Source organism: Kordiimonas aestuarii (assembly GCF_025574465.1).
GTDB lineage: Bacteria > Pseudomonadota > Alphaproteobacteria > Sphingomonadales > Kordiimonadaceae > Kordiimonas > Kordiimonas aestuarii.
On sequence record NZ_JAOBPP010000021.1, the window covers coordinates 348,081 to 369,975 of the forward strand.

The 21,895-nt window shown below is 57.6% G+C and carries 22 protein-coding genes; 3 read left to right on the top strand and 19 right to left on the bottom strand.

Translation table 11 applies throughout. The annotated features are described in order from the left end of the window. Positions 1 to 11 precede the first annotated feature (11 nt). From truB to OEU85_RS14345, 15 genes are all read right to left on the bottom strand, one after another. Positions 12 to 911 carry a tRNA pseudouridine(55) synthase TruB gene (gene truB / locus OEU85_RS14275; protein WP_262692183.1) on the bottom strand — a complete coding sequence of 300 codons (900 nt, stop codon included), beginning with the start codon at positions 909 to 911 and terminating at the stop codon, positions 12 to 14. Position 912: 1 nt separating this feature from the next. Beyond that, positions 913 to 1,341, bottom strand: a complete 429-nt coding sequence (gene rbfA / locus OEU85_RS14280; RefSeq protein WP_262692184.1) for a 30S ribosome-binding factor RbfA — start codon at positions 1,339 to 1,341, stop codon at positions 913 to 915. Positions 1,342 to 1,383: 42 nt separating this feature from the next. Further along, positions 1,384 to 4,017 (bottom strand): translation initiation factor IF-2, encoded by a 2,634-nt coding sequence (gene infB, locus OEU85_RS14285; protein ID WP_262692185.1) that lies wholly within the window; start codon positions 4,015 to 4,017, stop codon positions 1,384 to 1,386. 1 nt (position 4,018) lies between these two features. Next, entirely contained in the window at positions 4,019 to 4,648 is a 630-nt protein-coding gene (locus OEU85_RS14290) for a DUF448 domain-containing protein (RefSeq protein WP_262692186.1), read from the bottom strand. 29 nt (positions 4,649 to 4,677) lie between these two features. Next, the gene (nusA, locus tag OEU85_RS14295; protein ID WP_262692187.1) at positions 4,678 to 6,330 is read right to left on the bottom strand and encodes a transcription termination factor NusA; all 1,653 of its coding nucleotides are present in this window, start codon (positions 6,328 to 6,330) and stop codon (positions 4,678 to 4,680) included. 84 nt (positions 6,331 to 6,414) lie between these two features. After that, a complete protein-coding gene (gene rimP, locus OEU85_RS14300; RefSeq protein WP_262692188.1) occupies positions 6,415 to 6,942 on the bottom strand; it encodes a ribosome maturation factor RimP in 528 nt (175 codons plus the stop codon). A 318-nt stretch (positions 6,943 to 7,260) separates the two neighbouring features. Next, positions 7,261 to 7,995, bottom strand: coding sequence for a tRNA (guanine(46)-N(7))-methyltransferase TrmB (gene trmB, locus OEU85_RS14305; protein ID WP_262692189.1), 735 nt, complete (start codon positions 7,993 to 7,995; stop codon positions 7,261 to 7,263). Positions 7,996 to 8,107: 112 nt separating this feature from the next. Then, on the bottom strand, positions 8,108 to 9,724 hold the full coding sequence (gene lnt, locus OEU85_RS14310; RefSeq protein WP_262692190.1) for an apolipoprotein N-acyltransferase: 1,617 nt from the start codon (positions 9,722 to 9,724) through the stop codon (positions 8,108 to 8,110). Further along, the gene (locus tag OEU85_RS14315) at positions 9,711 to 10,628 is read right to left on the bottom strand and encodes a hemolysin family protein (RefSeq protein WP_262692191.1); all 918 of its coding nucleotides are present in this window, start codon (positions 10,626 to 10,628) and stop codon (positions 9,711 to 9,713) included. The genes lnt and OEU85_RS14315 overlap by 14 nt, the downstream gene beginning before the upstream one ends. Beyond that, positions 10,621 to 11,076 (bottom strand): rRNA maturation RNase YbeY, encoded by a 456-nt coding sequence (gene ybeY, locus OEU85_RS14320; protein ID WP_394805432.1) that lies wholly within the window; start codon positions 11,074 to 11,076, stop codon positions 10,621 to 10,623. The genes OEU85_RS14315 and ybeY overlap by 8 nt, the downstream gene beginning before the upstream one ends. 138 nt (positions 11,077 to 11,214) lie before the next feature. After that, on the bottom strand, positions 11,215 to 12,258 hold the full coding sequence (locus OEU85_RS14325; protein WP_394805423.1) for a PhoH family protein: 1,044 nt from the start codon (positions 12,256 to 12,258) through the stop codon (positions 11,215 to 11,217). 53 nt (positions 12,259 to 12,311) lie between these two features. Further along, positions 12,312 to 13,769 carry a tRNA (N6-isopentenyl adenosine(37)-C2)-methylthiotransferase MiaB gene (gene miaB, locus OEU85_RS14330; protein WP_394805424.1) on the bottom strand — a complete coding sequence of 486 codons (1,458 nt, stop codon included), beginning with the start codon at positions 13,767 to 13,769 and terminating at the stop codon, positions 12,312 to 12,314. Between the two features lie 104 nt (positions 13,770 to 13,873). Next, entirely contained in the window at positions 13,874 to 14,785 is a 912-nt protein-coding gene (locus OEU85_RS14335; RefSeq protein ID WP_262692195.1) for a lysophospholipid acyltransferase family protein, read from the bottom strand. 42 nt (positions 14,786 to 14,827) lie between these two features. Then, positions 14,828 to 15,253 (bottom strand): Fur family transcriptional regulator, encoded by a 426-nt coding sequence (locus tag OEU85_RS14340; RefSeq protein ID WP_262692196.1) that lies wholly within the window; start codon positions 15,251 to 15,253, stop codon positions 14,828 to 14,830. A 133-nt stretch (positions 15,254 to 15,386) separates the two neighbouring features. Further along, the gene (locus OEU85_RS14345) at positions 15,387 to 15,797 is read right to left on the bottom strand and encodes a MucR family transcriptional regulator (protein WP_262692197.1); all 411 of its coding nucleotides are present in this window, start codon (positions 15,795 to 15,797) and stop codon (positions 15,387 to 15,389) included. 108 nt (positions 15,798 to 15,905) lie between these two features. Here OEU85_RS14345 and OEU85_RS14350 point away from each other — a divergent pair, with 108 nt between their 5' ends. Further along, positions 15,906 to 16,205 carry a sulfurtransferase TusA family protein gene (locus OEU85_RS14350; RefSeq protein ID WP_262692198.1) on the top strand — a complete coding sequence of 100 codons (300 nt, stop codon included), beginning with the start codon at positions 15,906 to 15,908 and terminating at the stop codon, positions 16,203 to 16,205. Between the two features lie 13 nt (positions 16,206 to 16,218). Here OEU85_RS14350 and rimI read toward each other — a convergent pair whose 3' ends face one another. Together rimI and tsaB are read right to left on the bottom strand one after the other, a co-directional pair. After that, positions 16,219 to 16,716, bottom strand: a complete 498-nt coding sequence (rimI, locus tag OEU85_RS14355; RefSeq protein WP_262692199.1) for a ribosomal protein S18-alanine N-acetyltransferase — start codon at positions 16,714 to 16,716, stop codon at positions 16,219 to 16,221. 3 nt (positions 16,717 to 16,719) lie between these two features. Continuing rightward, positions 16,720 to 17,370 (bottom strand): tRNA (adenosine(37)-N6)-threonylcarbamoyltransferase complex dimerization subunit type 1 TsaB, encoded by a 651-nt coding sequence (tsaB, locus tag OEU85_RS14360; RefSeq protein WP_262692200.1) that lies wholly within the window; start codon positions 17,368 to 17,370, stop codon positions 16,720 to 16,722. A 142-nt stretch (positions 17,371 to 17,512) separates the two neighbouring features. Here tsaB and OEU85_RS14365 point away from each other — a divergent pair, with 142 nt between their 5' ends. Further along, a complete protein-coding gene (locus OEU85_RS14365) occupies positions 17,513 to 18,547 on the top strand; it encodes a polysaccharide deacetylase family protein (protein ID WP_262692202.1) in 1,035 nt (344 codons plus the stop codon). Positions 18,548 to 18,556: 9 nt separating this feature from the next. On the opposite strand, the gene OEU85_RS18580 is transcribed toward OEU85_RS14365, so the two are convergent. Next, on the bottom strand, positions 18,557 to 19,120 hold the full coding sequence (locus tag OEU85_RS18580) for a NifU family protein (RefSeq protein ID WP_317277430.1): 564 nt from the start codon (positions 19,118 to 19,120) through the stop codon (positions 18,557 to 18,559). 65 nt (positions 19,121 to 19,185) lie between these two features. After that, on the bottom strand, positions 19,186 to 19,731 hold the full coding sequence (locus OEU85_RS14380) for a TetR/AcrR family transcriptional regulator (RefSeq protein WP_262692203.1): 546 nt from the start codon (positions 19,729 to 19,731) through the stop codon (positions 19,186 to 19,188). A gap of 158 nt (positions 19,732 to 19,889) precedes the next feature. Between OEU85_RS14380 and OEU85_RS14385 the strand changes: the two genes are divergently transcribed. Continuing rightward, positions 19,890 to 21,884, top strand: a complete 1,995-nt coding sequence (locus OEU85_RS14385) for a transglycosylase domain-containing protein (RefSeq protein WP_262692204.1) — start codon at positions 19,890 to 19,892, stop codon at positions 21,882 to 21,884. The last annotated feature ends 11 nt before the right edge of the window (positions 21,885 to 21,895 follow it).

Below are 21,895 nucleotides of genomic sequence, written 5' to 3' on the forward strand. Positions count from 1 at the left end.
TCCTAAAAAAGTTACATATTGAAGACCCGCAGGGACTTGATGATGCCGTCAGTGTTTTCAGCGACCGCCAGCGGCACATCGCCACACATCAGAACAATCGTTCCCTGCTTAGCCGCGGGCAGGTGGAGGGTTTGTCCGCATCTGATGCGATCCGCCTCCGGGTCTGATACGGCAACCGCCGGGATGTCGTCCAGCGCCGTCGCAATCGGACATAGATAGTCCACAGCGGGCGCACTATGGCTCAACTCATCCAGCTTTTCCAGCGAAATCGCGCGCTCAAGGCCGAAGGGGCCCACCCTCAGGCGCCTCAGCATGCTCACATGGCCAAACGTGCCGAGCGCCAGCGCAATGTCGCGCGCGAGCGAGCGCACATAGGTGCCCTTGCCGCAGGTGACAAAAAGCGTGGCTTCGCCAGCTTCCGTGTCAAAGCTATCAAGCCTAAGTGTATGAATTTTAACGGGCCTTGCCCTCAGCTCAACCGTCTCGCCGTCGCGCGCCAGCTTGTAGGCACGCTGACCATCCACCTTGATGGCGCTATAGGCCGGCGGCACCTGCTCAATCGTGCCGGTGAAGCGGGGCAGGATTGCCACCACTTCCGATTCCTGCGGGATTCGCCCGCCGCTCTCGAGAACCGCGCCTTCAAGGTCATCCGAATCGGTCGAAGAGCCGAATCTGACAGTGAAGGCATAGTCCTTGCTGGCATCAACGATGAAAGGCATGGTTTTGGTCGCTTCACCCAGCCCGATGGGCAGGATACCGCTCGCCAGTGGGTCCAGCGTGCCGCCGTGGCCCACCTTCTGTGCCTTGGTAAGATATTTGATGCGACCGACAACCTTGGCGCTCGACATCCCGAGCGGTTTGTCGACAACCATCCAGCCGTCGACCTTCTCACCCTTGCGCTTGCGTGCCATTCTACTCTTCTTCGTCCGACCAGTCGTCAGCATGCGCATCATCATGGTCGAGGTCACGCTGCACCCGCGGGTCGCGCAGCAACAAGTCGATGTGGCTGGCCTCATCAAAGCTTTCGTCGATGATAAACTTGAGCCGCGGCATATATTTCATATGCACAACCTTGCTCATTTCGCCGCGCAGGAAAGCAGCGTTTTTATTGAGCGCCTTTGTCACAACCCCCTTGGGGTCCCCGCCAAGCGGCATGACAAACACGGTCGCGTTCCTGAGGTCGGGGCTGACCCGAACCTCGGAAACCGTGACACTTGTACCAGCAATATCCGGGTCCTGCACGTCGCCGCGCTGCAGGATGGCCGAGATGGCATGGCGCACATTCTCGCCCACGCGCAAAAGGCGCAGGCTCGGGCCCTTGGCATGTTGAGACTTGGACATAGTATACCTTAACCGTCAGTCACCGGGAAACCGGCGCAAGCTCTATAGCTTGCGCTGTATTTCCTCAAGTTCGTAAACTTCGAGCACATCACCCGACTTGAAATCGTGGTAGTTCTCGAAGGTGAGGCCACATTCCTGACCGGCACGCACTTCTTTCACATCGTCCTTGAAGCGGCGCAGGTTGTCGATCTGGCCTTCGTAGATGATGACATCGTTGCGCAGGATACGAGCCTTGAGGTCGTTGCGGATCGAACCTTCGACCACAAAACAACCCGCCGCCTTGCCGGATTTGCCTGCCTGGAAGGCATCGCGAATTTCGGCCTGACCAATGACGTTTTCCTTGTATTCCGGGCCAAGCTGACCAGCCATCGCCGCTTTCACTTCGTCGATGAGGTCATAGATCACGGAATAATATTTGATTGTGATGCCTTCGGCCTCAGCCGCTTCACGCGCCTGTTTGTTCGGCCGTACGTTAAAGCCGATCACGAGCGCGCCGGAAGCTTGCGCCAGGGTGATGTCGGTTTCGGTAATACCGCCCACAGCCCCGTGGATCACACGACACTTGATGTCGTCGTTACCGGCTTTTTCAAGCGACTGCGTGATTGCCTCAACCGAGCCCTGCACGTCACCCTTGATGACAACGTCAAACGTCTGAACGCCTTCGTTCTCCTTCATCTGGGAGAAGATGCTTTCAAGCGTTTTCGGCGCGGCCGCCGCAGCCTGGCGTCTCTTGCGCTGCATGTCCTGACGATAAGACGTCACCTCACGGGCACGGCTTTCATTATCAACAACCGCGAAGTCATCGCCCGCACCCGGCGCACCGTTCAGGCCCAGAACCTCAACCGGCACACTTGGGCCCGCTTCGGTTACCTGTTCACCCTTGTCGTTCACGAGCGCCCTCACGCGGCCCCATTCAGGACCGGCGACAAAAATGTCACCCACCCTGAGCGTCCCGCGCTGGACAAGCACGGTGGCAACAGGGCCACGGCCTTTATCGAGCTTGGCTTCAACAACCACGCCCTCGGCGTCACGATTGCCGTTGGCTTTCAGTTCAAGAATTTCAGCCTGCAGCGCGATGGCTTCCTTGAGTTTATCAAGGCCGTCACCAGTCTTGGCCGACACTTCAACTTCCTGCGTATCGCCGGAGAAGGTCTCGGTCACCACCTCATGCTGCAGAAGCTCATTGCGCACGCGGTCTGGATTGGCGCCCTCTCGGTCCATCTTGTTGATGGCCACGATGATCGGCACACCCGCCGCCTTGGCGTGGTGGATCGCTTCAATCGTTTGCGGCATCACGCCGTCATCGGCCGCCACCACAAGGATCACGATATCGGTCGCGCTGGCACCGCGTGCCCGCATCTGGGTAAAGGCCGCGTGGCCCGGTGTATCAAGGAAAGTGATCTTGTTGTCACCGACAGACACCTGATATGCACCGATGTGCTGGGTAATACCACCCGCTTCGCCCGATACCACGTTCGCCTCCCTGAGCGCATCAAGAAGCGAGGTTTTACCATGGTCAACGTGGCCCATCACGGTCACGATCGGCGCGCGTGGTGCCAGATCATCTTCATGATCGTCCTCACCCACAAGGCCAATCTCAACGTCGGCATCAGATACACGTTTCGGCGTGTGGCCCATTTCCGTCACCACCAGCTCGGCCGTATCCTGGTCAAGCGTCTGGTTGATGGTTGCCATCACTCCCATGCCCATCAAAGTCTTGATCAGCATGGTCGCTTTTTCAGCCATCCGGTTGGCAAGTTCCTGAACGGTAATCGCCTCAGGGATCGTAATCTCGCGCGCCTGCTTCGGCTGGTTCGCGGAAGCGTCCTGCGCCTGGCGCTTTTTCGCCTGCGCCCGTTTGAATGCAGCGATAGAGCGCTGGCGTTCATCACCACCCGAAAGCGCGCTTGAGATCGTCAAACGGCCCGAGCGACGGTCATCGCCGCGACCGCGGCCACGGCTTGGGCGTTGTTCCTGCCCTGCCGGGACGCCAGGAGCGCCTTTTTTGCGCTTCGAGCGCGGCTTGCGGTCGTCGTCGCTATCATCTGTTGTCGCCGCCTGGCGCGCTTCGCTTGCCTTCTTCAGCTGCACAGCGCGGGCTTCAAGCTCGGCTTTCTTGCGCGCTTCGGCTTCGGCTTTCTCGCGAACCTTGAGGTCCTCTTCCACCTTCTTGGCGGCATCGGCTTCAGATTTTTTCTTGTTCTCGGCTTCGCGCTTGGCCTTCATATCGGTCTCGGCGCGAATACGGGCTTCTTCTTCGTCGTCGCGCGCAGCCGCTTCGGCCGCTTCGCGGATCTTGCGTTCAGCCGCTTCCTTGGCTTCGCGCGCTTCACGCGCTGCCTTTTCCTTGGCTTCCTCTTCCGCCCGACGCTTCGCTTCTTCAAGCACCCGCATGCGGGTTTCCTGTTCGGTGTTCGTCAGGTTCTGTACACCTTCACCCGCAGGCTTCTTGGGCACATAAGACTTCGGCGTCTTGCGCGTTACAGACGGTGCGTCCGGGTTCGCAGGCGATTCCATCGCGCCACCCTTGTGAAGCACCCGTTTTTTCTTGCGCTCAACAACCACTGACTTGCTGCGCCCATGGCTGAAGCTTTGACGAACCTGACCGGTCTCAACCCCCTTGTTTACTCCAAGAGTGCCGCGGCCGGACAATGTCAGTTTCTTTTCGTCGCTCATATTACTCTTCGTTCCCTTGCGCTTCACAAGTCAGCGGGCCCAGCCCGCGCAACCGTATCAGACGGCCTAGATCGGCCTTTAACATCTCCGTGCCGCCACTTGTCATCAGCAGCACATGAACCACGTTTTCCCGCCCCAGCGCTTTCGAAAGCGCTTCGCGGTCAAACAGCGACACGGTGGGCACATTGTCGCCCACTGCCGCTTTAATCTTGCGGCGCCCGTCTTCGGCGCCGTCGGTGGCAGCAACCACAAGCGCCGGTCGCCCGGCCCCTCTTTTGGTGAGTGCAGCCTTGATCTTGTCAAAGCCCGTCACCAGATTGCCTGCCCTTTGCTCAAGCCCGAGCCTGTCGAGGCAGCGCCGCGTCATGAGGCGGTCAATCGTCTCGACCAGATCCTCTGGCACCGCTTCGCGCCGGACGGTTGTTTTCAGCGACCGGCTGGCAGCTTTTGCAAGCTTGCCGTCCTGCACGGCGGCGGCCAGTGCCGCGCCGTCCACGCTGACCCACATACCCCGTCCGGGCAGTCGGGCGGCCACATCTGGTACAATCATACCATCAGGGCCAAGAGCGAGGCGAACCAGATCACTTTCCGGTCGCGCCTCATGGTTTAATATGCACCGCCTCTCACGCATTGGCTTGCTCTCTTGCGGTGCGGAAGGAATTACTCTTTTCCTTCTTCCGCCGTCTCGGCGGCAGCAGCCACATCAACCGGGGCTTCTTCAGCACCCTCTTCCGCGACGGTAGCTTCTTCACCTTCGTCAGCCGCTTCTTCGCGATGACCAAAGGCTTCTTCAGCCGAGATCCAGCCAAGAACGACACGGGCGGACATGATCATGTCGCTCGCAACATCTTCCGCCAGGCCAAAAGCCTTCAGAATACCGTCGTCTTTGCTGGTCAGTTCGTCGGCAGCACAGCCAGCAAAGTCTTCAAGGGTTTTCACCTCGGCTTCACCAAGCGCCACCAGCATCTGCGGCGACAGGCCTTCAACGTCGGCCAGCTCATCTTCAACGCCAAGCTCGATCCGCTTTTCGTCAGCGGCGCGGGCTTCTGCTTCAAGGAAGTCGCGGGCACGGCGTTGCAGTTCTTCTACAAGGCCGTCATCAAAGCCTTCAACTGCCAGCAGCTCTTCAGGTTCAACATAGCCGATTTCCTCGACTTCTGTGAACCCTTCCGCAACCAACAGATGGGCAAGCGTGTCGTCAACATCAAGGGCTTCAACAAAACGCTTGCTTTGCGTCATGAATTCTTCCTGGCGACGTTCGCTTTCTTCCGCTTCCGTCATGATATCGATTGTCCAGCCGGTAAGCTGGGATGCCAGCCGCACGTTCTGGCCACGACGACCGATCGCCAGCGACAGCTGGTCATCCGGCACAACAACTTCAACGCGCGAGCGTTCTTCGTCCAGCACCACCTTCGAGACTTCAGCCGGTTGCAGCGCATTCACAATGAAGGACGCCACGTCACCCGACCATGGAATGATGTCGATCTTCTCGCCCTGAAGCTCGTTCACAACCGCCTGCACGCGGCTGCCACGCATACCAACGCAGGCGCCCACAGGGTCGATCGAGCCATCGTTCGATAGCACGGCGATCTTGGCGCGGCTGCCCGGGTCACGGGCCACGGAGCGAATCTCGATGATACCGTCGTAAATTTCCGGCACTTCCTGCGCAAACAGCGCGGCCATGAAATCAGGCTTGGTGCGCGACATGAAAATCTGCGGGCCACGGTTTTCGCGGCGCACTTCATAGATGAAGCCGCGGATACGTTCGTTCTGGCGGATATGTTCACGCGGGATCACCTGATCACGGCGCATGATGGCTTCCGCGCGGCCCAGGTCCACGATCACATTGCCATATTCAACGCGCTTGACCACACCAGTGACAACTTCGCTGACCTTGTCCTTGTATTCATCATACTGGCGCTGACGCTCGGCATCACGCACCTTCTGCACGATCACCTGCTTGGCGGTCTGTGCGGCGATGCGGCCAAAGTCCATCGGCGGCAGGCTTGAGGCCAGATAATCGCCAACCTCGGCGTCTGCCTTGTCATGACGAGCGTCGTCAAGGCTGATCTGAACCGCTGGTTCCTCAACCTCTTCCACGACCTCAAGAACCCGGAAAAGACGGATGTCACCGGTATTTTTGTCGATCTGCGCCCTGATCTCGTTTTCCGCACCATAGCGGGACCGCGCGGCCTTCTGGATCGCCTCTTCCATCGCTTCGAGAACGATGTCCTTGTCGATCGATTTCTCGCGCGCCACGAGATCTGCAATTTGCAGCAGTTCCAACCTGTTTGCACTGACAGCAGCAGCCATCACAATCACTCCGTCGTTTCAGGGCAAGGTCACCACACATAGCTGGTGAAAGCGCCTTGCTAAAACTTTATTCACCCACGGCGACTAAGCGTCGTCCGCGGCCTGAGCATTACCATTTCTCGCTGCGGCTTCTTTTTGCACCGCCTCGAGAAGTTCATCAGTCAGCAGAAGCTTGGCCTTGGCGATCTCGCCGTAAGCCAGCGCCACCACACCTTCGTCGTCCGTTTCAATCTTGAGCGTCTCGCCATCAAACGCGGTCAGCCGACCACGGAAACGACGACGACCGTCAAGCTGGGCCTCAAGCTCCACCTTGGCATCAAAGCCAATCCAGCGCTCAAAATCCTTTGGCCGCGTCAGCGGCCGGTCAATACCGGGGGAGCTTACTTCAAGAAGATACTCTCCCGGCAGCGGGTCTTCCACATCAAGAATGAGCGAAAGCTCGCGGGACAGTTTTGCGCAATCCTCGACACCCATGGTGCCGTCGGGCTTTTCCGCCATGATCTGCAGCGTTGGCTTGCGCCCGCCACCATAGGTCACGCGAATAAGCTCGTAACCGAGTGCAGACACAGTCGGTTCAATGATCTCAGCAATGTTATTGGCAGCGTCGCTCACCAATCCGTCCTTTCATTCACTTCTCTCGAGGCCGGGGCAGGGCTTGTCGCCCCATACTCAAAACCCATACTCAAAAACATCGGCCCCCTTGATGACATCCCGACGAAAAATCGCTCTGGATGTGGGTCATCGCGGGCAGTGGGGTATTCCCCACTCCTGTGAAAGTTGACCATTCATCTAGGAGAAGCGGCCCCTATATACCGCCAAGTGGCAAGCCTCGCAAGCCCGAAATACAGGATTTCCGCGCGGGTGCGGCCAAGCACCCCGGTTTCATGTGAAACACCCGAGTCGTTTTTGGGGTATGTGGCCGGTGTGGGCTCAGTCGCGCGGCAACCGGCGGAAGCGAAAGTAGGTGGCATGACCTTCCAGCGCTTTCACTTCATAGCGCGTCTCAGGCCAGTCGTCCGGCCGGTTCAGCCAGTCTTCCGGCCCTTCGGCCAGCCACTCAAAATCGTCACGCAGGCTCATCTGCACCATGGTCCATTCGCGGTAGACCGGGTGGTCGGTGCCAATCCTGAGTTCGGCGCCGTCTTTCATGATTCGCGCAAGGTCATCAAGGTTATGGCGGTTCACGAACCGCCGGCGCGCATGGCGCACCTTGGGCCATGGGTCGGGATGCAGCAGAAATACGCGGGAAACCGATGCGTCCGGCAGCTTCCAGATCACATGGCGCGCGTCATCGCCGTAGATACGGATATTGCTGGTGTCAGTGTCCTCGATATGGTTGAGCAGGCCGACCACGCCATTGAGGTAGGGCTCGCACCCGATGATGCCGACATCGCGGTGGTGCCCAGCCTGCCATGCCAGATGTTCACCCTTGCCAAAACCGATCTCAAGCCAGATCTCCCTGACCTTGCCGTCAAACAGTTGGCCGGGATCGATCTGCGCCGCCGCACCTTCCGGGACCTCGACACTGATGGTCGGCAGGAAGTCATCCATCAGGGATTGCTGGCGGCCCGACAGCGGCTTGCCCTTGCGGCGGCCGAAAAAGCGCTGCTCGGGCAGATGAAAACCCTCGGGAACGCTGGCGGAAATGTCGGTATCTTTTGTCATGGCGGCCCCTATAGCCGAACTGTGCGTCAAAGCAAAGTTTTTTGGCACAGATGTCGCGCAGATATCACACAGGCACCGCGCACATCCCGCACAGATACCGCCCAAAATTCGCTCACTTTCGCCAGACAAAAACCAGTCGGCCGAACAGGATGAAGGCGCACAGGAGCGCCATGATTGCAGAGCGCTGACGGCTGGAAAGCGGCGCTGGCTCAATGGCTTGAGGCAGCGGGCTTTCCACCAGCCCCTGGCGGCCAAGGCCAAGGCTCTGCACCGTCCTGCCGTAAGGGTCCACCACCGCGCTCACACCGGTGCTGGCTGACCGCACCAGCGGCAAGCCCTCTTCAATCGCGCGCATTCTGGCCTGTGCCAGATGCTGGTACGGCCCTTCGGTCATGCCAAACCAGGCATCATTGGTAATATTCAGGAGCCATTCCGGTCGGTCGGCTGGCGACGTCACCTGGCCTGGAAAGACGATTTCATAGCAAATCAGCGGCGAAAAGCTTGGAATTCCCGGCAGTTCAATGGTTTTCGGTCCAGCGCCACTTGTCCATGACTGCGCCCCGGTCAGCGGGTTGATGCCCCATTTGTTGAGTGTTTTCTCAAACGGGACATATTCGCCAAACGGCACCAGATGCGCCTTGTCATAACGCGCGTAAAGATCGGCCTGCGCATTGATGGCAAAAAGGCTGTTATAAAAATCAACCTCGCCATCCTTCACGGTGAACCGCGGCGCGCCAACAAGCGCAAACGAACCATAGTCCAGCAATTTCGAGATACGCCAGCGGTGCAATGATCCCTCGCGGTCAAACTTTTCGGTCTGGACGGCTGTTTCCGGCCAGATCAGGAGCCGGACACCGCGCGCCCGGCCGTCTTCATCGCCGTCGCGCGACAATTGCATATGTGTCGAGAAATGATCCTCGATCAGGTGCGCGAGCCACTTTTCACTTTGCTTGACATTGGCCTGTACAAGCCGAAGCGATACGGCGAGATGAAATTTGGTCTGCGCCTCCGACAGGCGCATATAGCCAAAAGCCGCAACCGCAAGGAATACCACCACGCCAGCAACCGGCGCTACGAAGCGTCGCCACCCCATAGTCCCGTCAATCAGGTATACCATGGCGCCCGCCGCCACAAAGGTAAGGAAGCTGAGGCCATAGGCGCCAATATAATAGCTGACCTGCGCCACCGGCAGCCAATTTGCCCACGCCGTCCCCGCCAGGTTCCAGGGGAACCCGGTAAACCACGTGCCCCGTGCCATTTCAAACAGCACCCAGGTACTTGCGAACACAAGGACACGCAGGAAACCGCGCGCCCTCAACTGATGGGTCATCCAGAAAGCCAGGCCGATATAAACCGCGAGAATCGCAGCCAGCGCTGTCACGGCAAAGGGTGCGAGAATTGCCGGGATCGACTGCTGTTGGGTAAAGGAATGCCCAATCCAGTTCAGGCCCACGGCGAAAAAACCAAAGCCCGCCCACCAGCCAAAGCCGAATGCCTCGGCCCTGCCCCGTGCCTGCCCCAGCATCAGAAGCATCATGGGCACGGCAACAAACAGCGCCGGGAAGAAGTTTACCGGCGCAAAAGCCCGCGAAAAGACAACGCCCACAAGGAAGGCAAGGGCAGGCAGGCCAAAACGCCCCTTGCTGTCGAGCCAGGCCATCAGGCCTATGAGTTGGCGCCCCGGCGCGGCCAAAACCGGCGCTTCCTGCGATATATTATTTTCCTGCATTCTCGACCGCTGTCTCTTCCATCACAGCCGGTTCTCCGCCCGGCGCATGAATTCTGACCTTATAGATGCGGCGCGGGTCGGCGTCCACCACCTCGAACCGGTACCCGCTTTCATGGCTGACCACTTCGCCAATCTCCGGCACGCAGCCAGCAAGAGTGAAAACCAGGCCGCCAAGCGTGTCGACATCTTCCTCGTCTTCCTCGGGCAGCAGGTCGATACCGAGCTCTTCCTCAAGCTCTTCAATCTCGATACGGGCATCGGCGTCATAACCGCCGTCATCCAGCGCGGTGATATAAGGGTCTTCGATCTCGTCGTGCTCGTCCTCGATTTCACCAACAATTTCTTCGACAATGTCTTCTACCGTGACAAGGCCGTCCGTGCCGCCATATTCGTCCACCACGACAGCCATATGAGTGCGCGCCACCTTCATTTTGGCTAGAAGGTCGATCACCTTCATCGACGGTGGCACAAAAAGCACTGGCCGCTGGATGCTCTCCATCCTGAAAATCGCCGGATCAACGCCGTCTGCCACCACCTTGAGGGCATCCTTGACATGCACCATGCCAATCACGTCATCCAGTGTTTCCCGAAAGACCGGCATGCGCGAGTGGGAACCATCGGCAAAAACACGCACGAGGTCATTGTATGAAATATCGTGAGCGACCGAAACGATGTCCGCCCGCGGGACCATGACATCGTCCACCCGAAGCGCGGCATATTCAAGCACGTTGAAAAGCATTTCGCGCTCTTCCTGCCCCAGTGAAGGACCACGCGTTTCCTCTTCATGCTCGACCAGCGCTTCCTCAAGGCTTTCACGCAAGGTTGTTTCGCTCGGGCGGATGCCCAGCATGTCCTTGAGTGAGCGCATGAAGCCACCCTGGTTCTTCACGCCTTCGTCAGTCATCGTCTTCGTCCATGTTCATCGGTGTCCGGTAAGGGTCTGGGATACCCATGCCAGCCAATATTTCGCGCTCCAGCGCTTCCATTTCTTCTGCTTCCGTATCTTCGATATGGTCGTAGCCCATCAAATGTAAAACCCCATGCACACATAAATGGGCCAAATGATGGTCTGCCGGTTTGTTTTGCGCCTGTGCTTCCTCACGTACAACGGGCACACAAATGACCATGTCACCCAGCATGGCGGGCGGGCCGCCTGCCAGCGCAAATCGAAAAGCGTCGTCCAGTTCATCAGGCTCAAGCGCGGGAAATGACAGCACGTTGGTCGGCTTGTCCTTGTCGCGGTAATCGCAGTTGAGCGCCTGGCTTTCAGCCGCGCCCGTGATGATCACAGACATGTCCATTGGCGCCGCCACCTTGGGGGCGGACGCCCGAAGTGCGTGGATAACCGCCATGCTGACAGTTTGAAACACAGCGGCCTCTTCACCGAGGCCGTCGTCACGCTGGTCAAAATCTAGGGTGAGACCGGGAAGCTCAGGGCCAGTTTCCCGGTCGATGCTACTTGGTGAAGGATCGTCGTTCATGTCACTCTCTTAGCGGCCGTCTTCATCGCCATATGCTTCAACAATACGGCCCACAAGTGGGTGGCGAACCACATCACGCTGGGTAAATTTTGTCACTGCGATACCCTCAACCCCGCGCAGAATATCAAGGGCGTTCCGCAACCCCGAGCGGGTGCCGCGCGGCAGGTCGACCTGGGTAATATCACCGCAAATCGCCATCCGCGAGTTTTCACCAAAACGGGTGAGGAACATTTTCATCTGCATGGGCGTGGTATTTTGCGCTTCGTCCAGAATAACAAAGGAGTTCGCGAGCGTGCGTCCCCGCATATAAGCGAGCGGCGCAATCTCGATCTGCCCGCTGGCAATGCGTTTTTCGACCTGTTCGGCGGGCATCATGTCATAAAGAGCATCGTAAAGGGGTCGCAAGTATGGGTCGACCTTGTCGCGCAGGTCGCCGGGCAGGAAACCAAGGTTTTCCCCTGCCTCCACGGCGGGCCGGGAGAGGACAATGCGGTCAATCTCGCCCGCCAGCATGCGTGCCACAGCCATGGCAACGGCCAGATAGGTTTTACCGGTACCCGCAGGGCCAACACCAAAGACCATCTCGTGGCTCAGGAGATTCGCGATATAATCCGCCTGGCCCGGAGAGCGCGGCGCCACGACCCGGTTGCGGGTAGTGATTTTAAGCCTGTCGTTGTCGCCGCCGGCGCTGCCGCCCGGGCGCGTGGTAATGCTTTCGTTTCTGGGGCCTGTCACGCCTTCCGCCATCCTTACGGCGCCGTCCACTTCACCGATATCAACCGGCTGACCGGAAGCCGCGATGCGGTAAAGGTCTTCAAGAATTTTTTTGGCAAGGGTTGTGCGCTCCTGCGCGCCTTCAATCGCTACACGGTTGCCACGGTTGATGATCACGACACCCAGGCGCTGTTCTATACGCGCAAGGTTCTTATCGTGCTGGCCATATACCATGGCGGCTGTTCGGTTGTCGTCGAATTCAACCACCCTTCTTGCGGGTTGGCTGGTCTGGGATGAGTTGCCCGAAGCTTTGGGCGCGTGGCTGGCCTTGGCATACATATCGTGCAGTTTGCGGCTCCTTTTCGCCGGCCCTTCAGAGCGCGAATGCACCCCTAATTCAGGGCCCTGACAAGTTCCCCTTTGAGACTGTGTGGCCCGGCCTCAACAATCCGTACCCGGACCAGTTTGCCCATATAGTCAGTGTATGGTTTATCACCCGCCGCGTCCAGCGCATTGTCAGCATTTGCGACATTGACATGCACGGATTGCAGATAAGGACTGCGGCCAAGAAGCTGGCCCTCGCGCTTGCCTTCGCGCTCGAGCAGCACGTCCATCTCTTTACCAAGCGACGCTTCGTTAAATTCAAGCTGATGTTCGTTCAACAGCGCCTGCAGTCGCGCGAGGCGGTCTGACTTCACATCTTCGGGCACCTGCTCTTCGCTGACCGAAGCCGGCGTGCCGGGACGCGGACTATATTTGAAGCTGTAGGCTTGCGCATATTTTACCCTGCGCACAAGATCGAGCGTGTCTTCAAAATCCTGATCGGTTTCGCCGGGGAAGCCAACGATAAAATCGGAAGAGAGCGCAAGGTCAGGGCGTGATTCGCGCAGGCGCTCGATCACACGGAAATATTCTTCCCGGGTGTGCTTGCGGTTCATCGCATCCAGAATACGGTCCGAGCCACTTTGCACCGGCAGGTGCAGGTACGGCATGCAGGACGCGATATTGCGGTGCGCGTCAATCAGCTCCTGATCCATATCACGCGGGTGCGACGTGGTGTAACGGATGCGCCCAAGCCCGTCGATTTTATCCAATTCAGCAATCAGCCCGCCAAGGGTTGCGGTACCGCCCTTGCCGTCATCACCGTGGAACGCGTTAACGTTTTGGCCGAGAAGCGTGATTTCGACGACACCCCGTGCCACCAAGCGTCTGGCCTCATCCACGATATCCGCCACCGGGCGGCTATATTCCGCGCCACGGGTATAAGGCACCACACAAAAGGTACAGAATTTGTCACAGCCTTCCTGAATGGTCAGGAAAGCGGCGGCACCTTCAAAGGCACTCTCATCCGTCGGCAGATAGTCAAACTTGGTATCAACCGGGAATTCGGTATCCAGCACACGGGCCGACATGCGGCCACCGGTGCGCTGCTCTTCAGCCGATTTCAGCATGTCCGGCAGGCGGTGGTAGGTCTGGGGACCGAGCACCATGTCAATCGCTGGAGCGCGTTTCATCATCTCCGGCCCTTCGGCCTGTGCGACACAGCCCGCCACCGCGATATACATGTTTTTACCGTCGGCTGCCTTGGCGTCCTTCTCGGCGCGCAGGCGACCAATTTCGGAATAAACCTTCTCGGCCGCTTTTTCACGAATGTGGCAGGTATTGAGGATCACAAGGTCGGCGTCTTCCGCGCTTTCGGTCGACGAGTAGCCATGAGGTTTCAAAACGTCAGCCATCCGCTTGCTGTCATACACATTCATCTGACAGCCATAGGTTTTGATGAAGACTTTTTTACTCACCGCACTGCTCCTGTCCCGCGGCCTCGCGGGTTCACTCTTTTGGCCATACATGATGTTACATATAGCCCATGTCTCAAAAAGGTGCCGGAGACTAGCATCAAAGCCCCAAGAGTCAAGAAAACAGCGGCGTCCGGGCGCACGACGGAAAGCAGGGATTAAATTGTCCCAAGACTCTGGTCAAAAGGGGTCTCACCTTCCGGCGCCGATAGCGCGTGGGTCTGCGGGCCCATTTTCAGCTCGGCACGATGCGCCCGTTCAAGTCCGCGACGCACTTCCCGCTCGCAATAGCTTGCAAGCGCCTTCCTCGACCCGGCTTCCGCCAATGTCACCGGGGCATGAAATTCAATAACGGCCTCAAGTCGCGCGCGCCCCATCAACTGGCGCAGGTGACCAAACAGCTCAACATCACCCAGCCAGGCAACAACCGGCTTTTGGGAACGGATGAGCGGCATACCGTTCACGCCGGTGTAGGCGAGTGTGACCGGCTGGATCAGCAGGTGGTGGTCGCTGGCTTCGTCCGCCCGCTCGGCAACCGAAAAAAGTGCGGATTTAAACTGCGACACACGCATACCATCGGTCGACGTACCCTCAGGGAAGAGGATCAGGCTATGGCCCTCGCGCACCCTTTCACTCAGGGCGTCGCGTTGGCGGGCGCTTTCGCTGCGACGTTCGCGGTTGACGAAGATGGTTTTATGCAGTTTGCACAGGGACCCAAGGAGCCCCCAGCCAGCCACTTCCGACTTCGCAATAAAACTGGCGTTTTCAAGATGGCCGCCAAGCACAACGATATCGAGCCACGAAATGTGGTTGCAGGCGTAAAGCACCGGGCCTTTATGGTCGCGCGGTGCGCCCACAATTTGTATTTCGATGCCAAGGATACGGCACATCGTCCGGTGCCACAGGCCAGCAAGAGGCCACCAGGCCTTTGGCACGAACCGCACAAGGAAATACTGGACAGGCAGGATAAAAATGGAGGCAACGACCACAAGCGAGGTTCGGGCAATGCCCAGGATTGTCCACCCTTCACCACTAAGGTTAGACCTCAGTCCGCCGTATTCCTCCGCCATGCATTTTGCTCCGCATTGTCACACCGCTGAGGGCGCGGCGCGTTATTCTGCTTTTTTTATCGGCACGCCATACAGCTCCATCCGGTGGTCAACCAGCTTGTAACCAAGCTTGCGTGCTATCTCTTCTTGCAACTTTTCTATTTCATCATTGTGAAACTCGAGCACTTCACCCGATTCCACATTAATCAGATGGTCATGATGTTCGTCAGACACCGGTTCATAGCGCGAACGACCATCCCTGAAGTCATGACGTTCAAGAATGCCAGCTTCTTCAAAAAGGCGCACGGTACGATAAACAGTCGCGATACTGATGCCGGAGTCGATCGCCGTTGAACGACGATATACTTCTTCAACGTCAGGATGGTCGTCAGCCTCAGACAAAACCTTGGCGATAATCCGCCGCTGGTCGGTCATGCGCATGCCTTTTTCCAAACAAAGGTCTTCAATATTAGGATGATCCATATTCATGACCCTCGGGCACTCCTCGTCTCTCTAAATTGGGAATATGTTGGGAAGATGGCACAGCGAATAGCCAAGCGCAAGGCACAGCTGCCCTTAATGAGGGCACCGTGCCGGTGCATTATCTGCGGGGTAAGTGGAATCAGCGCTTTTTACCGCGCCCCAGACCAATCTTCTTTGCCAGATCACGCCGTTGCTTGGCATAATTCGGCGCCACCATCGGATAGTCGGCAGGCAAATTCCAGCGCGCGCGATAGTCGTCCGGCGACATGTCATAGCGTGTCTTCAAATGACGTTTCAGCATCTTGAGTTTTTTACCATCCTCAAGGCAGATCAGATAATCCGGTGTAATGGACTTTTTGATCGGGACAACGGGCTCCGGTGCTTGTTCAGCAATCGTTCCCTTGTTACCCAAATCGCGAAGTGTGGTGAAAATCTGCCCAATCAGGTTTGGTAGTTCATCAACTGCAACGGAGTTGTTTGATACGTGTGACGCGACTATTTCGACAGTCAACGCCAGCAACTCCTCTTTTAATACTTTGTCTTGCTCCATATCCCTCAGTCCGGCTTACCAGGTTTAACTGGAACTGGTTCATGTTGCGCTTCTCCGCAGCACCCACCTACATTATACAAAGCGCTCCACATCAAAAGGATGACAGGCATGCCAAAGTCGGATCTCTCACAACCCCTGGACCTTCGCGGCGCCTTCTGCCCGATGGCCTTTGTAAAAACAAAAATCCATCTGGACAGCCTTTCAAGCGGAGACACAACCTCCATCATTTATGAGGATATTCCCTCAAATGAACCACTTGTGCGGTCGATCCAATCCCTTGGACACAAGATCATTTCAAAAACTGCGTTTGAGCCAACCTCGCCAGCCCCCCCAGCCGGAATAAAAACTGAATCACAGACAAATAGCTATGTACAGTTAACCTTACTCAAAATTGAAGTAAATAGATAACACCTGTTTTTATTTATTTTTCTTTAGCATGCGAAGGGTTGTTTAAAATCAAACACAAACATAGTGCATCAACAAGTTTGCCACTTTGAGTTTGATAATATCGTGGTCTTTTACCAGTTATCTCAAAGCCGATACCTTTATATAGTTTAATTGCCCGCTCATTATCCTCCCGGACCTCAAGGAAAACTCTTGCAACATTCATGGCGCCAAGCCTGTCCCTCATGTCTGTAATCAATTTTAGCGCGATTCTTTTTCCTTGCTGGTTGGGTAAAACAGCAATTGTGATCAATTCCGCCTCATCTGCCGCTGACCGATACAACAAAAACCCGGCCATTTCCTCTTGCACCACAGCAAGTAGAACCCCGGCGCCCGGCATTTCAACCAAAGAGAGAAATTCATCGGCCCGCCACGCCCGGTCACCCTGCTGCGCAAAGGCCTGGGCATGAATAGTCGCCAGAAGGTCCAGAACGCTGTCGTCAGGCACGTCGGTCATCTTCATTATGGTCAACATGGGCTATTCCGTCGGCAGCAGCGCTTTTGCCTTCACGGCGTCGGCGGCTCTCAAATAGGCTGGCTCCGGCGGGTAAGCGGCCGGGGACAGGCCGGCAGCAAGCCGGCCCAACACGACGGGATCAACCGGCAGACCGGGTTCCCCACAACCCGCGAGCGTGCGTCCGCTGCCAACCACATGTCCCGGACGCAATGAAACGGCTGCATGGATCGCATCGCCCGCCATGCTGCGCGCATCCGAGAGGGGGGACGGCGCAAGACCATCCGTCGCTATTCTGAAGGCTTGGTGGAAGCCCTGACCGCCACGCCCCATGATGACAGCATGCACACAGCTACCCTGCTCACGCACGGCAGCGGCAAGCGCCATCAGACTCGTCACGCCCAGTACCGGCACACCAAGCGAGAGCCCCAGCCCCCGCGCAACCGACAAGCCAATGCGAAGTCCCGTGAAGGTGCCGGGCCCCGTTGTCACCGCGACACGCGTGAGAGCATCATACCCTAGGCCTGCTTCGTCAAAGAGTTCATCCAGCATGGGCAGAAGGCGCTCGGCATGACCGCGGCCGATGGCCTCCGTACGACTGGCGAGCACGCCACCGGCGTTGACAAGCGCTGCCGAACAGCTACCCTCGCATGTATCAATCGCCAGAATACTCATGCTGCCGCGTGTCCTTATTAATGCTGAAGCCAAAGATTTTCATCGGTCTGCCCTATCGACCCGTCGTGGCGTGGGTGGTGCGCCCCGTCTTGCCAGTTTGCACCAAACAAGGCAAGACTAGGGTACAAAGAAGGACACTGCCATGACATTCATCGCGCGCCTGCTAAGTATATTGCTGATATTTTCCACCCTGCCTGCCGCTGCGCTCGCGGACCAGTCGGCGGTTGTCCTGCTCTATCACCGGTTCGGCGAAAACGACTATCCCAGTACCAATATCCGGCTGGAACAGTTTGAAGCCCAGATCAAAATGATGCAGGAAGGCGGCTATCACTTCATGCGCCTTGGCGACGTTGTCGCGCGCCTGAAGGCCAACAAAAGCCTGCCCGAACGCACCGTCGCCATCACCGTGGACGACGCCTACAAATCGGTTGCGACAGAAGCATGGCCACGGTTGAAAGCCGCAGGTGTGCCGATGACATTGTTTGTCTCAACCGACGCTGTGGATAATGCCAGCAGCAATTATATGAACTGGGACGATGTGCGCTCGCTTAAAAACGACGGTGTCGAGATCGCGCACCATACCCATACTCACCTGCATATGATCGACGCCGGGCTTGACGCGGCGATGGCGGATGTGCGAGCTGCAAGCGCCCGTTTTGAAGCCGAGCTTGGCGCTGTGCCGACATTGTTTGCCTATCCTTATGGGGAATATGATCAGAAACTGCGGGCAGCGATAAAAGATGAGGGTTTTGAAGCCGCCTTTGCCCAGGTCTCCGGTCCCGCTGCAACCTGGAGCGACCCCTATACACTACCACGGTTTCCGGTGAATGAACGCTATGGCGACATGAGCCGCTTTAAGCTGATCAGCCAGGCGATGGCTTTGCCAGTAAGCGACGTCGTCCCCCTTGAGCCGGTGCTCAGCGACGATCGCAACCCACCCCTTTTTGGTTTCACGGTAGATGAAAGCGTACGCAGGGTTTCGGCTCTCGCATGTTACCCAAGCCACACCGGCAAGCCGGCGGAATTGATCCGTATGGCGGGTGACCGCATTGAAGTACGGTTTGACACGCCTTTCCCGAAAGGACGCGGACGCATCAACTGCACATTGCCAGCAGGTGGCGGACGCTGGTACTGGCTGGGCCAGTTTTTCTATGTCAAGGGTGGTACGCTGGACTGACGCACCGCATTATTCCACCGCGCGCACATCCACGACTTCAGGCACATAATATTTGAGCAAGTTTTCAATACCGTGCTTCAGGGTAATGGTTGAGCTGGGGCAGCCGGAGCACGCGCCCTGCATTTGCAGGTAAACCACACCCTCCTTAAAACCACGATAGATGATGTCCCCGCCATCGCCCGCCACCGCTGGGCGGATTTTCTCATCCAGCAGTGTTTTGATTTGCGCAGCGATGTCTGCGTCTGCATCGTCTTCATCCACCGCAAGTGCGGCCGCAGGCCCCTCGGGGTGCAACAGCACCAGCGCGCCGGAAGCGAAGAACTGCATGAGTCCGGCAAGCACGCCAGGTTTCACGTCAGACCACTCCATTTCGGTCGGTTTGGTAATGGTGACAAAGTCATAGCCAAGGAAAACGCCAGTCACGCCGTCAAGCGCGAACATGGCTTCCGCAAGCGGTGATGCGTCTGCTCCGTCCGGCGACGAGAAGTTGGCTGTGCCCGTCTCAAGCACGGTGCGACCGGGCAAAAATTTGAGTGTGTCCGGGTTCGGCGTAACTTCAGTTTCGATAAACATGACTAAATCCTTCTTGATTTAGCTTCCATGTGGGCGCTATGGCCTCGAACGTCAAGGAAAAAGGCTTACACCTGCCCAAGGTTTTCTAAACAGCTCTCCAGCGGCCAACGGTGCCCCCTGACCCGACACAGCACCAACGCACCCTGAACACGTTCGATCACCATATGAGACCACGCCTCCGGTTCCTCACCCCCGGCCTCACGCATCGCGGATGCCAACCCGGCCGTCCAGGCTGCGACGGCGCCTTCGATACGCGCACCAAAATGCGCGCGCCCTTCACCAAGAAGCAGGCTGTTCATCAGACAGATAGGCATATCGCCGTCATAATAATGCGCGGTGCCTTCAAGCGACTGCCCGATGCGATCGGCCCCCCTGCCCTTACCAAGCAGTGGAGCAAGCACAAACCGCTGCAACCGCGCCCCGGAGTGGGCAAGCACATGCGCCGCCATATCCACCTTGCCGCCTGGGAAGTGATGATACAGGCTGGCTTTTGAAAGCCCAACGGCGTCAGCGAGCATTGAGAGACTGGCACCCTCATAACCATAGGCCTTGAAAACCAACGTCAGCCGTTCAGCCATGCCGGTTTTGGTATATTTGGCGATACGCGGCATGCCTGCCTCCTTTTCAACGACCTGCCTTAATATAACCAACCGTTCGTTTGATTAAAATATCAAACTGCGCCGAGCCGCCAAAAATAAAGCTTTCGTAACTTTGCCCCAATTGCACGCCATGCTAAAAGAGCAGCAGAGGTAAAGAGGACCACACTCGCGTGAGTAAAAAACCAACCCCGAAAAAACATGCCAAAAAGCTGGCGGCCAAAGCAAAAGGGCCCGCGCGGAAGAAACTGGCTGTACAGTCCGAAGAGACGACTGCACCCAAAAAGCCAAGGGTGAAACGGGTCATCTATGGCCTATCTGTTGCCTCGGTATGGGCCTTCATGCTGGGGCTTGTCACACTTGCCTTCCTCGCCCTTGACCTGCCCGACCTCGATAACCTGCCGGCACCAGGCGCCGCAGATCAGGCAGTGGTAATCAAGGCTGCCAACGGCGCCACGCTGGTGACACAAGGCCCGATCTATGGCGACTGGATTCGGGCAAGCGAAGCACCAGATGCACTTGTGCGTGCCTTTATGGCGGTCGAGGATCGGCACTTCTTCGAGCATGGCGGTATCGATTTTCGCGGCCTTGCGCGCGCTGTTCTGTCAAATGTGCAGGCTGGGCGAGTGCGCGCCGGTGGCAGCACAATCACACAGCAACTGGCGAAAAACCTTTTCCTCTCCAACGAACGCACCCTCAAACGCAAGGCACAGGAACTGTTGCTCGCCTTCTGGCTGGAGCAGAAATTCACCAAGGAACAGATCCTTACCCTGTATCTGAACAGGGTTTATTTCGGCGGCGGCGCGTACGGCATCGACGCAGCCTCCCGCAAATTTTTTGGCCACAGCGCTACAACGCTGTCGGTGGCGGAATCAGCCATGCTGGCCGGACTGGTGAAGGCCCCGTCAAGCCTTGCTCCCCATATCAATCCGGAGGGCGCCTGGACCCGGGCGCAGGTTGTGTTGAGTGCGATGGCCAACACCCGCGCCCTGACGCAGGAAGCGGCCGAAAAAATCAAAGGCCAACCGCCCCGCATCATCGGCACCGTCTCAGGCCGCGATGTCCGCTATTTCACTGACTGGGTTTTAACGGAGGCGGACCGTGTCGCCGCCGGATCACGCGGGAAGTCGCTGGTCATATACACCACGCTTGACCCCGGGGTGCAGCGCGCGGCCGCCATGGCGCTTGAACGCGGTCTCAGGAATGAGGGCGCAAAACGCGGAGCAACTCAGGGCGCTATCGTTGCGCTTGACCACGACGGCGCGGTGCGCGGCATGGTTGGCGGGTTCGATTATGGTAAAAGCCAGTATAACCGGGCGGTACAGGCGTTGAGGCAACCCGGGTCTGCGTTCAAGCTGTTTTCCTATCTCGCAGGGCTGGAAGCCGGTATCGAACCCGACGACAAATATATCGACCATGAGATCAATATCGATGGCTGGTCGCCCAAAAACTATACCGGATTATTCAGCGGCGAGATGGAAGTGCGCGAAGCCTTCGCGCGGTCCATAAATACTGTCGCGGTGCAGGTATCAGAACAAGCTGGTCGGGAACGGGTCGCAGGCATGGCAAAACGCCTTGGCATCAGCACGCCTGTCATGCCTCTCGCGAGCCTGCCGCTAGGCACAGAGGAGGTAAAGCTTCTGGACCTCGCTGGTGCCTATGCCGCCGTCGCCAACGGCGGGTTTGAAGCCCACCCCTACGGCATTGTTGAAATCACCACCCTTGAGGGTCAGGTGGTTTACCGCCGCACCCCTATGAACCCACGTGCCGTCCTCACCCACAAAGTGGTGGAAGAAATGGCCGATATGCTCAAAGGGGCGGTTGAATGGGGTTCAGGCAAAAATGCCCGGATCGACCGGCCTGTGGGCGGCAAAACAGGCACATCGCAGGACAGCCGAGATGCGGTTTTTGCCGGCTTCACCAGCGACATGACAGCTGCTGTTTGGGTGGGCAACGATGACAGTACACCGATGAAAGGTGTCACCGGCGGTAGCCTGCCTGCACGCGTTTGGGCGGACTTCATGATCGAGGCGCACGCAGGCGCACCCGTGCGGCCGCTCCTCGCTGATTCTAGTCTGTTCATGGCGGCAGCCAGGGACGAAGACAAACATGAAGACCTCAAGAAGCAGAAGAAAAAGAGCTTCCTCAGCCGCTTGTTCGGCAACTGACCAGCCACTAT